Source organism: Nocardiopsis mwathae, from assembly GCF_014201195.1.
In the GTDB taxonomy this organism is placed as follows: Bacteria; Actinomycetota; Actinomycetes; order Streptosporangiales; family Streptosporangiaceae; genus Nocardiopsis_C; species Nocardiopsis_C mwathae.
Genome location: NZ_JACHDS010000001.1, coordinates 1,652,725 through 1,665,101 on the forward strand (window position 1 = coordinate 1,652,725; position 12,377 = coordinate 1,665,101).

Here is a 12,377-nt window from a genome sequence, read left to right on the forward strand (position 1 = left end):
CCCCACCCCATCACCTGCCCGGTGTGAGCCCCAGAGGAGGACACCCCGTTGCAGAAGCGCACAGGATTCGTGAGCCGCGCCGCGGTCGGCGCCGCAGCCGCGCTGGCACTGCTGGCCGCAGGATGCGCGACCACCACCGGCGGGGACGGCGCGAACGGCGGCGATGCCAGCGTCGAGAAGGGCTTCAAGGTCGGCCTCCTCCTGCCCGAATCGAAGACCGCGCGCTACGAGAAGTTCGACAAGCCCTACTTCGAGCAGGCCCTCGCCGAGCTGTGCGAGAAGTGCGAGCTGTCCTACCAGAACGCCGACCAGGAGACCGCCAAGCAGCAGGCACAGGCCGAGGCCATGCTGACCGAGGGCATCGACGTGCTGGTCCTGGACGCGGTCGACGCCGAGGCGGCCGGCAAGATCGTCAAGGACGCCAAGGGCCAGGGCGTGCCCGTGGTCGCCTACGACCGGCTGGCCCACGGCGGCGTCGACTACTACGTCTCCTTCGACAACCGCAAGGTCGGCGAGGTGCAGGGCCGCGCGCTCATCGAGGCGCTGGAGAAGGAGGGCGCGGCCGGTGAGGGACAGATCGTCATGATCAACGGCTCGCCCACCGACCCCAACGCCGCCGATTTCAAGGCCGGAGCACACGCGGTGCTCGACGGCGAGGTCGAGATCGGCGCCGAGTACGACACTCCCGACTGGTCGCCGGACCGGGCGCAGACCCAGATGGAGCAGGCGATCACGTCGATCGGCGCCGACGACATCGTCGGCGTCTACTCGGCCAACGACGGTATGGCCCAGGGCGTGCTGGCCGCTCTGAAGAGCGCGGGAGTGGACGAGATCCCGCCGATCACCGGTCAGGACGCTGAGATCCACGGTATCCAGCGGGTCATCTCCGGTGAGCAGTACATGACCGTCTACAAGGCCATCCGCCCCGAGGCCGAGACCGCCGCCGCGATGGCGGTCGCCCTGGCCACGGGCGAGGACTACGCCGGCGGCGAGGACGGCCTCACCGAGGTGGAGAGCGGCGACGGGGAGAAGGTGAAGGCGGTTCTGCTCGACCCGATCGCGGTCACCGAGGACAACGTCGAGGAGACGGTCGTCTCCGACGGCTTCTACACCATCGAGGACATCTGCACCGAGGCCTACGCCACGACCGACTTCTGCACGTCGGCCGACGACAGCTGACAGGGGATCCGGTGGCGGGCGCGTGGCACGGGCGCCCGCCCCGCGGACCGTCCGCAACCCGCCGCAGGCGGAGTCTGAGGGATACGACATTGAGCACACCAGTCCTGGAGCTGTCCGGGATTTCCAAGAGATTCGGCGCCGTGCAGGCGCTCAGCGAAGTCGACCTGCGGGTCGCGGCCGGTGAGGTCGTCGCCCTGCTGGGCGACAACGGCGCCGGAAAGTCCACCCTGGTCAAGACCATCGCCGGGGTGAACCCGGCCGACAGCGGCACCATCCGGTGGGAGGGGCGGCAGGTCGCCGTCACCAAACCGAACGACGCGCAGCGGCTCGGCATCGCCACGATCTACCAGGACCTCGCCCTGTGCGACAACCTCGACATCGTGGCCAACCTCTTCCTCGGGTCCGAGCGGACCGGATTCGGCCTGCTCGACGAGGTGGAAATGGAGCGGCGCGCCCAGGACCTGCTCGACTCCCTGTCGGTGCGCATCCCGAGCCTGCGGGTCCCGGTGGCCTCGCTGTCGGGCGGGCAGCGGCAGATCATCGCGATCGCGCGCTCGCTGCTCGGCGACCCCAAGGTCGTCATGCTCGACGAGCCCACCGCCGCGCTGGGCGTCGCGCAGACCGCCCAGGTGCTCGACCTCATCGAGCGCCTGCGCGACAACGGGCTCGGCGTCATCCTGATCAGCCACAACATGGCCGACGTGCGCGCGGTCGCCGACCGCGCCGTGGTGCTGCGGCTCGGCCGCAACGCCGGTGACTTCCGTGTGGAGGACACCGCTTACGAGGAGATCGTCGCGGCCATCACCGGCGCCGCGGACAACCCCGTCGCGCGACGGGCCGGGCGCGTCTCGGTGTCCGGAACGGAGGAAGCGTGATGGCACAGCGGACATCTCTGGCCGGAGGGTCCGACGGGACCGCGCGACCGGCGGCTCCGCAGCGCGACCCCCGGCTGATCGTCGCCGACGCTGCCTCACCCGGGGACATCCTCCGGGCGCTCAAGGAGCGCCTGCGCGGCGGTGAACTGGGGCCGCTTCCGGTCATCACCGGCCTCATCGTCATCTCGATCGTGTTCCAGAGCCTGCACGACCGCTTCCTGTCCCCGCAGAACCTCTCCAACCTGACCGTGCAGATCGCCGCGGTGGGCCTGATGACCACCGGTGTGATCATGGTGCTGCTGCTCGGCGAGATCGACCTGTCGATCGGGTCGGTGGCCGGTGTGTCGGCCGCCGTGCTGGCGGTCCTCTCCGTCAAGCAGGGGCTCCCCGAATGGGCGGCCATCGCCGCGGCCGTCGGCGTCGGCCTGGCCATCGGCATCCTGCACGGCACGATCTTCGCGAAAGTCGGGGTACCGGCTTTCGTGGTGACGCTGGCCGGGCTCCTGGGCTGGCAGGGCGCGCAGATCTACCTGCTCGGCTCCGACGGCACGATCAACATCGGCGACGGCGGCCCGATCGCCTTCCTCACCCAGACGTACTTCGTTCCGGCGGTCGGCTGGGGGATCGCCGCGACCGTGGTGGCCGTGTACGCCGCGACCACGGTCCACGGCGAGCGGCGCCGCCTGCGGGCGGGGCTGCCGCCGCGGACGCCCATGGAACTCGCCTTCCGCGGGCTGCTGCTGGTGCTGCTGGCCGTCCTCGTCTTCGGCGCGGTGGCGGTGCTCAACCAGTTCAAGGGCGTGCCGCTGGCGTTCCTGATCTTCGTCGGGTTCGTGGTCGCCTTCGACCTGATGCTCCGCAAGACCCGCTACGGGCGGATGGTGTTCGCGGTCGGCGGCAACGCCGAGGCGGCCCGCCGTGCCGGCATCGACGTCGACCTGATCCGCATCTCGGTGTTCGCGCTGTCGTCCATGCTGGCCGCGATCGGCGGCGTGCTGATGGTGTCCCGTTCGTTCTCCGCCAGCCTGGACACGGCCGGCGGCGACGAGCTGATGCTCGCGATCGCCGCCGCGGTCATCGGCGGCACGAGCCTCTTCGGCGGCCGCGGCAACGCCTACTCGGCGCTGCTGGGCGGCCTGGTGCTCGGTGCGATCACCTCGGGGCTGTACCTGCTGCAGATGGACGCCTCGGTGCGGTACATGATCACCGCCCTGGTGCTGCTCATCGCGGTCATCCTGGACGCCATGTCCCGGCGCAGCCGCAGGACGCACGCCCGAGGCTGACCCCCGCTCCCCCGTCCCGCCCTTCCGTCCGGGGCGGGGCGGGCCGCCACGACCACCGGCCGCGCCCCACTCCCACTCCCGTGGGCGCGGCCGGTCTCCGCCGAGGCAATGGGTCGGGAGATCCTACCTCTGTAATCCGGTCTGGAATGCGGAGATGTAGCGTCGTCCGACGATGCCCGATATCTCCTTCCTTCTCATCGCCGGGACCGCGGTGATGGTCGGCGCCGTGGTGCAGAGCAGTGTCGGCCTGGGGCTCGGCCTGGTCGCCGCTCCCGTCGTCTCCTTCCTCGACCCCACGCTCATGCCCGGCGCACTGCTCATCGTGACCGCGGTGCTGCCCGTGTTCACCCTGGCCGCCGAGTGGCGCCACATCGACTGGCGCGGCCTGGCCTGGGCGCTGCCCGGGCGCCTGCCCGGCTCGGTACTGGGGGTGTGGGTGGTGGCGACGCTCACCCCCGAGATGATGGGCGTCGCCGTCGGTGCGATGGTGCTCGTCGCGGTCGTGCTGTCCCTCCGCGCGGTCCGGGTCCGCATCACGCCCGGGTCCCTGTTCGGCGCCGGCGCCCTGTCCGGGCTCACGGGCACCGCCACCTCCATCGGCGGACCGCCCATGGCCCTGCTCTACCAGCACGAGGAGGCCGCCCGGGTCCGCGGGACCCTCGCCGCGTTCTTCCTCATCGGGGTCATGATGTCGCTGGCGCTGCTCGCGGCCGGAGGCCAGCTCGGCGCGCACGAGATCCGGGGCGGACTGGCGCTGGTGCCCTTCCTCATCGCCGGGTTCCTCGCCGGGCGCCCGCTGCGCCGCGTCGTGGACGCCGGTCGCATGCGCACCGCCCTGCTCGCGGTCGTCACCGTCTCCGGGCTGGTGCTGGTCAGCAGCTCGCTGCTGTAGCGGTCGGAGGCGCCCGGAGACGGGGACGGCACCGGGGCGCAGGCGAGGACGCGCGGACGACGAAGAGAAGGTAGGCTCCACAGCCCATGAAGGCGACACCCCGGCCGCGCCCCACCAAGGCCGACCTCGCGGCCGCGCACGGCACCACGATCCCCGACGTCATCGCCCCCGGGCTCGACGTGCTGTTCTGCGGAATCAACCCCGGGCTGTACTCCGGGTACACCGGGCACCACTTCGCCCGGCCGGGCAACCGGTTCTGGCCGGCGCTGCACCGGTCCGGCTGGACACCCCGGCGGCTCCGCCCCGACGAGCAGGACCTGCTACCGCAGTGGGGAATGGGCATCACCAATCTCGTGGCCCGCGCCACCGCCCGCGCCGACGAGCTGAGCGCCCGCGAGCTCCGCGAAGGCGGCGAGAACCTGCGCGAACGCCTGGAGCGCTACCGGCCGCGCACACTCGCCGTCCTCGGTGTGACCGCCTACCGCTCGGCATTCGGCCGACCGAAAGCGCGGATCGGATCACAGCAGGACATGATCGGGCATACACCGGTATGGGTGCTGCCCAACCCGAGCGGGCTGAACGCCTCGTGGCCCGTGGACGCCATCGCCGCGGAGCTGGCGCGGCTGCGCGGCCACTGCCGCGGGGGCGACACGTGACGACCGCCTCCCCGGCCCGGCACGCGCGGCGCGCACGGGCGGCGGAGCGGCCGAGACGACCGGGGCGGGCACGCCCCTGGACCGGTACACAGAGGCGATAGGTTCGGGTGGGAGCCGCTGCACGCGGCCCATACACTCGATGGGACGTGCGTGCCAGGTGTGCGCAGTGCAACCCGCACACACGCCGAACGCACGCTGGACGAGGGGACTGAGGAGAGTTGGCGCTGCTCGATACGATCGGAAATCCGGACGACCTGAAGAAGCTCGGCGAGGACGAGATCCCACAGCTGGCGCAGGAGATCCGTGACTTCCTCGTCTCCGAGGTGTCGCGCACCGGCGGACACCTGGGCCCGAACCTCGGGGTCGTGGAGCTCACGGTCGCACTGCACCGCGTCTTCGACTCGCCGCGCGAGCCGATCCTCTTCGACACCGGCCACCAGTCCTACGTGCACAAGATGCTCACGGGACGCCAGGACTTCTCCAAGCTCCGCAACGCCGGCGGGCTGTCCGGCTACCCCTCGCGCGCCGAGTCCGAGCACGACTTCATCGAGAACTCGCACGCCTCCACCGTCCTCTCCTACGCCGACGGCCTGGCCAAGGCCAACGAGCTCCAGGGCCGCGGCGACCGCACGGTCGTCGCCGTCATCGGCGACGGCGCCCTGACCGGCGGGATGGCCTGGGAGGCGCTGAACAACATCGCCGAGGGCAAGAACCGGCGCATCGTCATCGTCGTCAACGACAACGGCCGCTCCTACTCGCCGACCATGGGCGGACTCGCCGACCACCTCGCCACCCTGCGCATGGCGCCCGGCTACGAGCAGGCGCTCGACCTCGCCAAGGTCGCGCTCAACCGGGCGCCGGTCGTGGGCCCGCCGCTCTACGACGCGCTGCACGGCCTGAAGAAGGGCATCAAGGACGCCATACAGCCCCAGATCATGTTCGAGGACCTGGGACTCAAGTACCTCGGCCCGATCGACGGCCACAACGAGCAGACGGTCGAGAAGGCGCTGCGCCGCGCCCGCGACTTCGGCGGGCCGGTCATCGTGCACTGCATCACCCAGAAGGGCAAGGGCTACGCCCCCGCCGAGAACCACGACGAGGACCAGTTCCACGCCATCCCCAAGCTGGACGCCGACACCGGCAAGGCGAAGTCCGCACCGGGCTCCGTCAAGTGGACCAAGGTCTTCAGCGAGGAGATGGTCGAGCTCGGCGCCGAACGCGAGGACATCGTCGCGATCACCGCCGCCATGCTGCACCCCACGGGGCTGGCCGCGTTCGCCGAGGCCTACCCGGACCGGATCTACGACGTCGGCATCGCCGAGCAGCACGCCGCCACCTCGGCCACCGGTCTGGCGATGGGCGGGCTGCACCCGGTCGTGGCGGTGTACGCGACCTTCCTCAACCGCTGCTTCGACCAGGTGCTGATGGACGCCGCCCTGCACCGCCAGGGGGTCACCTTCTGCCTGGACCGCGCCGGTATCACCGGCGACGACGGCGCCAGCCACAACGGCATGTGGGACCTGTCCATCCTCAACGTGGTGCCGGAACTGCGCCTGGCCGTGCCGCGCGACGCCACCCGGCTGCGCGAGCAGCTGCGCGAGGCCGTCGCGGTCGACGACGCCCCCACCGTGGTGCGCTACCCCAAGGGCGAGGTCGCCCCGGAGATCCCGGCCGTCGGCAGGATCGGCTCCATGGACGTCCTGCGCCGCGCCGCGGACGGCGGCCACTCCGAGGACCTGCTACTGGTCGCCGTCGGCCCGATGGCCGAGACCTGCTGCGAGGTCGCCGACCGCATGGCCGCCCAGGGCATCGGCGTCACCGTCATCGACCCCCGCTGGGTCAAGCCCCTGGACCCGGCACTCGTGGCCGAGGCCGCCGGATACAGCGTGGTCGCGGTCGTCGAGGACAACGGCCGCGTCGGTGCGGTGGGCGACGCCGTCGCCCGCGCCCTGCGCGACGCCGACCTGGACATCCCGGTGCGCACGTTCGGCATCGACCAGGAGTTCCTGGACCACGCCAGCCGCACGACCATCCTGGCCGACATGGGCCTCACCCCCCAGGAGCTCTCCCGCAAGCTGACCGAAACGGTCTCGCGGCACACCGAGCGCTCCCCCTTGGCGGACGAGCCGGCCCAGAGCTGACGGCCGCCAGTGGCCGGCGCGGCCACTTCGTCGGGCAGGGGCCGCGGACCATCGGGTCCGCGGCCCCCTGTCGGAACCTTCCTGGGAAAGCGGCCTCCGCCTGGAAGGATTCGGTGGTTCCGATCAGGGAGTGCTGGCGGCGAATTCCGTCAGCGCACGCGAGAGCGGCGTGACGACGCAGTCGCCCTCGGTGGGTTGGAAGGTGCCGACGCCTACCAGTCCACCGCTCAGTTCGGCCACGGGACCGATGACCGAGAAGTCGACGCGTGTGGTGTGGGTCTTCTTCTGACCGTCGACGGTGGTCGCCGTGATGCTGATCGTCCCACTGCCGGTGAGTCCGGGGTCGTCGATGAACGAACCGCAGTTCACCGGCTCGTCCGACCGCAGGTTGAGCCCGGCGGTCGCCAGTGTCGTGGTGTCGATCTTCTGCCCGCCGATGGTGCCCTCGCACACGGCGAGCTCGTCCTTCGCGTTGAACGACGACCGTGTCTTGATCGGCGAGCCGATGGGCTGCAGCGGCGGGGTGAGGGGGCCTTCGGCGGCGATCACGCAGGTCAGGTCGGCCCGGGTCGACTCGGCCTCCTCAGTGGCCTGGGCGTTGGCGGCGGTGATGCCGGTCAGGGTGAGGGCGGTGGTGGTGAGGATTACGGGCACGATACGGCGGATCGGGGGACGTGCCATGGAAGAGTCTCCGTTCCGTTGCGGCCCTCGGGCGCGCGCGAGCGCCGAGCCGAGCGGGGGGCAGGGGGATGGGCGAGTGGTGTGGCGTTTCCTATCCGCGGGTGGCCGTGTTTCCTGAGGCCACCGATGGAGGTCCGGACCTGTCATTGGTCTTACGTCAGTTCGCGATCTTCCGCAATGGCCGGTCGTCCGGGTCAACTCAGGGATATGCGCGGAACGTGGTGAAAAGCCGTTGGCCCGCTCGGCCGGGCGCATGCGGCGAAAGATGCGGGCCGACGCGATTCGGCGGCCGACCCGTGTCGGGGCAGCAGGCCATGGCCCTGTCGCGGTGGAGTCGGCGGTCGATGATCGACCCACTCGCCCTGGAAGCGCGGCGGCCCAAGGCCCCTCGCCGCCCTACCGCGCGCCACGGATGGTGAGATCCCTACCCGCCCGGTGGTGTCACCGTGGTCGCCGGACCTGGCCGCCAGGTACTGGGTCGTGGACGGACCTGACCCGCCGGTTCCGGCGGAGACGGTCACAGATCCTTCCCCGGGGTGCGAACTCGGCCGTTCCGGGCGGGGACCGGTGCGTGTTCCGGTCATCGCCCGGTGGCGACAGATGATCGGAGGGCGATAGCGCCCCCCCGGGTCGTGTGAGGCATGGATCGCCGCGGTGTCGCCGCGGCCCGGATCGGCCTGCGCTCACCGGCGCCGCGCGAGCGGAGGCCCCCGCGGGCGGGGGCGGAGGACGCGGGTGGTGAGCGGAAGCGGTGATTCCGGGGTCGGGATCCGGCGGGACCGGTCGGCCTTCGCGGGATCGGTCGTGCGAAGCGGCCGTCCGACCGCATCGACCGTTCACGAAATGAATGGTGTTCAACTCATATTTAAAGGGATTGTCGAAAAGAGATCGTCATCTTACGGTGATTCCAGATCAACGCACCCATGCGGGTGGAGAAGTATTCACGGGCGGGTCGCCTGAGAATGCCCGGCCGTTCATGGATGTTCCGGCTTCGGAACACCGAACCCCGCGTCCACGTCATTTACGGCAAGGGCGCGGGAGGAGGAATCGAGGGAATCACATTGATCGAATTCAAAGCGGGACTGAAGGGCATCGCCGCCGCGGGAACCGGCGCGTTCATGGTCTTCGGCCTCCTCAGCGCCCCCGCCCACGCCGCGCCGACCGCCGCGGACAAGGCGGCCGACGCCGCCCCTGCCGTCACCGAGGCCGGCGAAGCCGCCGACGGAGAGGTCGGCACCCTGAGCCACTGGCCCAACCCGGTCAACGCCACCAACAAGAAGACCGTCCCGGGGAGCTCCACGACCACGTCGCGCGGCACCATGCAGCTGCGCCGGGGAGTCGTCGACGGGCAGCGCATGGTCTGGGCTCGGGCGGTCAACGCGAATTCGAACCTCTACATCATGCTGCAGTTCCGGAGGGACGACGGCTCGTACGGAACGAGTCTGCCGCGGCGTATCGGCACCCGGAACTACACCAATGCCGCCCACGCCACCAACACCGTCGCTCGCAGCTTCCGGGCCTGCATCATCGCCGACCCGAACGACCGCCGGTGCAACAGCAACCACGCCGGTCCGTGGGTCCTTCGCGGAGACGTCTGGAATTAGATCCGGCCCCTGGCCCGAAACGGCGTGCACTCCTCACGCGTGCGTTTCTCCCGACCGCGGTACATGACCGTTCCCGGCCTCGCCCCTCCGAGGCCGGGAACGGACCCTGTCAGGGGCGGCCGCCCAGTGGGGCGGTGTGCTCCCGGCTGTGGGGCGCCCTCGTCCGCCGGCCACCGGAACGGAGACGCGGCGCCGGCTCCTCCAGCAGGGCGGCGCCCAGCCGGGTGACCGTGTGCAGGACGCGGCCGCCGTGCCGCCGGCTGTGGATCAGCCCGGCGTCGCGCAGGACCGAGGTGTGGTGGCTGGCGGCCGCCGGGGTGACCCTCAGGCGCCGGGCCAACTCACCGGTGGTGGAGCCCGACGCGGTGAGCTCCAGCATGGTGGCGCGGGTCGACCCCAGCAGGCGTCCCAGTGCCCGGCCTGCCGGGTCGGAGCCGCCCGTGTCCGACGCCCAGCCGAGGGCCGGAGGCGCGGGGTAGACGAGGACGGGAAGCAGGTCGTCGTCGTAGAGGGAGATGGGCGTCCGCCAGCAGAAGAACGACGGTTGCAGAAGCAGTCCGCGCCCGCCGAGCACCAGGTCGCGGTCGACCGGGTAGTCCGCTTCCAGCACCGGCGGGCGCCACCGCATCGGCGGCCCCAGGCCGCTGAGCAGGGTGTGGGCCCCGCCGCGCAGGAACGCGCGGGCGTGTGCCGTGTGGACGGCGTCGACGTGCGCCCGGATGGCCGGTGCGAAGGGCGCGATGAACTCTCGGTGGCATGCCCGCATGGCCTCGCCGATGCGGTGCAGGGCGTCCGGTTCGCCGTCGGCGACGGCGCGTGCCCATCCCGGTAGCCGGTGGTCGGCGGCCAGCCGCGCCATCTCGGTGCGCAGGCGTCGCCGGGGTGTGCCCAGCACGGTGTCGATGCGGGATTCCAGGTCGGCCGGGCCACCGGAGGGGGTGAGGAAATCGGGGAAGTAGTTGCTGTTGGGGACGAGTGGAGCCAGGAGCCGTGCTTCGGGGGGAATCCGTCGGCGGCAGGCCCGGCGCCATTCCTCGAACGCCAGGCCGCCGTGTGATCCGCCGAGCATCTGCAAGCTGAGGACGATCTCCCACGTCGCGTCGGGCCCTTCGGCCATGCGGGTGCGCGCGAGGTCGTCGCCGGTGAAGTGGATCCGCAACATTGCGTCTCCGGTCGTGCACACACTGTGCGGTTGGGGGATGACCTCCGATTTTAGGCACAGAGGGGCGCGTTTTCGCCCTGTATTGGCCGGATATGGCCGCGGGTGCGGGTCGTCCGGAAACACCGGTCGGCCGCGCACCCGCCCCTCGTGCTCCGCCTGTTCAGGCGGTGTACAGCGAAGCCGCCGCCAGCGCGACCGCCGCTGCGGCCAGGACGATCAGGGCGGTGTTCAGCTCCGGCGGCAGCGGCTCCCCGCGGCTGCGCGTATAGCTCCAGAGCAGCAGCACACCGGCGACCATGAGCACGGCGACCATGAGGACGAACAACAGCTCGGACATGCCACCCCGTTTCCGATCGTGAACCCCGTCTCGCTCCCATCCTCCCCCCTTACCTCCCCGCGGGGCGGTAGGACAGCCGCAGTGTCCCACGGGCGACGGCACGCCCGAAGGATGGGGGAGAATGGGGTAATGAGCTCTCCCGACTCCCTGCGCGTAGCGGTGATCGGTTCCGGTCCCGCCGGGATCTACACCGCCGACGCCCTCACCAGGCAGAGCCGCGAGACCGTGGCCGTCGACGTCATCGACCGCCTGCCCACCCCCTACGGGCTGGTGCGCTACGGTGTCGCCCCCGACCACACCAAGATCAAGGGTGTGGCCCGCACCCTGCGCCAGGTCCTCGAACGCCCCGAGGTGCGCTTCATCGGCGGGGTGCGGTTCGGCCGGGACGTCACCGCCGACGACCTGGACCGCGTCTACGACGCCGTCGTCTACGCCACCGGCGCCAGCGTCGACCGCAGACTGGGCATCCCCGGCGAGGACCTGCCGGGCAGCGTCGCCGCCACCGACTTCGTGAACTGGTACTGCGGCCACCCCGACACCGGGGTCGAGCGGTTCCTCCTCGACTCCGAGGAGGTCGCCGTCGTCGGCGCGGGCAACGTCGCCCTCGACGTCGTCCGGATCCTCGCCAAGTCCGCCGAGGAGCTGCGCCGCACCGACATCCCCCAGCCGGTCCTGGACGTCCTCGCGGACAGCAAGGTGCGGCGTATCCACCTGCTCGCCCGCCGCGGGCCGCTGCAGGCCAGGTTCACCGCCCCCGAGCTGCGCGACCTCGGTGAGCTGGCCAACACCGACATCGCCGTCCGCCCAGGCCAGGTCGACATCGACCCCGCCGGCGAGGCGATGCTCGGCGCCGCCCGGGCCGCGCGCACCAACCTCAAGATCCTCACGTCCTGGGCGCAGCGGCCCTCCGCGGACCGCCCCCGCCGCATCGACCTGCGCTTCTGGGTGCGCCCCGTGGAGATCCTGGGGGAGGAGTCCGTGGCCGGGCTGCGGGTCGAGGGCACCCGGATCGGCGACGACGGACGCCTGGCCGGAACCGGCGAGGAGGAGGTGCTCGACGTCGGCATGGTGTTCCGGTCCATCGGCTACATGGGCGTTCCCCTGCCCGGCGTGCCTTTCGACGAGTCCACCCGCACGATCCCGCACACCGACGGCCGCGTGCTCGGCCCCGGCGGCGGGGTGCTGGCCGGCCGGTACGTCGCCGGATGGATCAAGCGCGGGGCCACCGGCGTGATCGGCACGAACAAGTCCGACGCGGCGGCGACCGTGCGCAGCCTGCTGGACGACGCCCCCGCCCTGCGCGAGCGGCGCGCCGCGGGCGCGCACGATTCCTCGATCGAGGCGCTGCTGGCCGAGCGCGGGGCCTCCTTCACCGACTACGGCGACTGGCTGGCGATCGACGCCGCCGAGGCCGAGCGCGCCGCCGACCTCGACCGCGGCGAACGCGTGAAGCTGCACCGCTGGGACGAGCTCTACGGCGCCCTGGGCCGGTAGCGGCCGCTGAGACGGTGGCGGCCGCCCCGCGCGGGGCGGCCACCACCGCTCGGGCGTCGGTGCGGGTCCGCGG

The 12,377-nt window shown here is 71.4% G+C and carries 11 protein-coding genes; 8 read left to right on the plus strand and 3 right to left on the minus strand.

Annotated features, from left to right (window positions below; translation table 11 throughout):
* The first annotated feature begins 48 nt into the window (after nucleotides 1-48).
* From HNR23_RS06690 to dxs, 6 genes are all read left to right on the plus strand, one after another.
* The gene (locus tag HNR23_RS06690; protein WP_221308046.1) at nucleotides 49-1,179 is read left to right on the plus strand and encodes an ABC transporter substrate-binding protein; all 1,131 of its coding nucleotides are present in this window, start codon (nucleotides 49-51) and stop codon (nucleotides 1,177-1,179) included.
* Between the two features lie 89 nt (nucleotides 1,180-1,268).
* Entirely contained in the window at nucleotides 1,269-2,054 is a 786-nt protein-coding gene (locus HNR23_RS06695; RefSeq protein WP_184074555.1) for an ATP-binding cassette domain-containing protein, read from the plus strand.
* Nucleotides 2,054-3,337, plus strand: a complete 1,284-nt coding sequence (locus HNR23_RS06700; protein WP_184074557.1) for a sugar ABC transporter permease — start codon at nucleotides 2,054-2,056, stop codon at nucleotides 3,335-3,337. Before HNR23_RS06695 ends, HNR23_RS06700 begins: the two co-directional genes overlap by 1 nt.
* Before the next feature lie 172 nt (nucleotides 3,338-3,509).
* Nucleotides 3,510-4,229, plus strand: a complete 720-nt coding sequence (locus tag HNR23_RS06705; RefSeq protein WP_184074559.1) for a sulfite exporter TauE/SafE family protein — start codon at nucleotides 3,510-3,512, stop codon at nucleotides 4,227-4,229.
* A gap of 86 nt (nucleotides 4,230-4,315) precedes the next feature.
* Nucleotides 4,316-4,885 (plus strand): G/U mismatch-specific DNA glycosylase, encoded by a 570-nt coding sequence (gene mug, locus HNR23_RS06710; protein WP_184074561.1) that lies wholly within the window; start codon nucleotides 4,316-4,318, stop codon nucleotides 4,883-4,885.
* Between the two features lie 218 nt (nucleotides 4,886-5,103).
* Nucleotides 5,104-7,026 (plus strand): 1-deoxy-D-xylulose-5-phosphate synthase, encoded by a 1,923-nt coding sequence (gene dxs, locus HNR23_RS06715; protein WP_184074563.1) that lies wholly within the window; start codon nucleotides 5,104-5,106, stop codon nucleotides 7,024-7,026.
* 123 nt (nucleotides 7,027-7,149) lie between these two features.
* Here dxs and HNR23_RS06720 read toward each other — a convergent pair whose 3' ends face one another.
* Complete coding sequence (locus HNR23_RS06720; RefSeq protein ID WP_184074565.1) at nucleotides 7,150-7,707, minus strand: hypothetical protein; 558 nt, start codon at nucleotides 7,705-7,707, stop codon at nucleotides 7,150-7,152.
* Between the two features lie 1,061 nt (nucleotides 7,708-8,768).
* Here HNR23_RS06720 and HNR23_RS06725 point away from each other — a divergent pair.
* Nucleotides 8,769-9,311: a hypothetical protein gene (locus HNR23_RS06725; RefSeq protein ID WP_184074567.1), complete on the plus strand. Its 543-nt coding sequence runs from the start codon at nucleotides 8,769-8,771 to the stop codon at nucleotides 9,309-9,311.
* Between the two features lie 109 nt (nucleotides 9,312-9,420).
* Here HNR23_RS06725 and HNR23_RS06730 read toward each other — a convergent pair whose 3' ends face one another.
* Nucleotides 9,421-10,473: an ArsR/SmtB family transcription factor gene (locus tag HNR23_RS06730; protein WP_184074569.1), complete on the minus strand. Its 1,053-nt coding sequence runs from the start codon at nucleotides 10,471-10,473 to the stop codon at nucleotides 9,421-9,423.
* A 160-nt stretch (nucleotides 10,474-10,633) separates the two neighbouring features.
* Nucleotides 10,634-10,810 (minus strand): hypothetical protein, encoded by a 177-nt coding sequence (locus tag HNR23_RS06735; RefSeq protein WP_184074571.1) that lies wholly within the window; start codon nucleotides 10,808-10,810, stop codon nucleotides 10,634-10,636.
* Nucleotides 10,811-10,939: 129 nt separating this feature from the next.
* Between HNR23_RS06735 and HNR23_RS06740 the strand changes: the two genes are divergently transcribed.
* Complete coding sequence (locus HNR23_RS06740) at nucleotides 10,940-12,304, plus strand: FAD-dependent oxidoreductase (protein WP_184074573.1); 1,365 nt, start codon at nucleotides 10,940-10,942, stop codon at nucleotides 12,302-12,304.
* Nucleotides 12,305-12,377 lie beyond the last annotated feature (73 nt).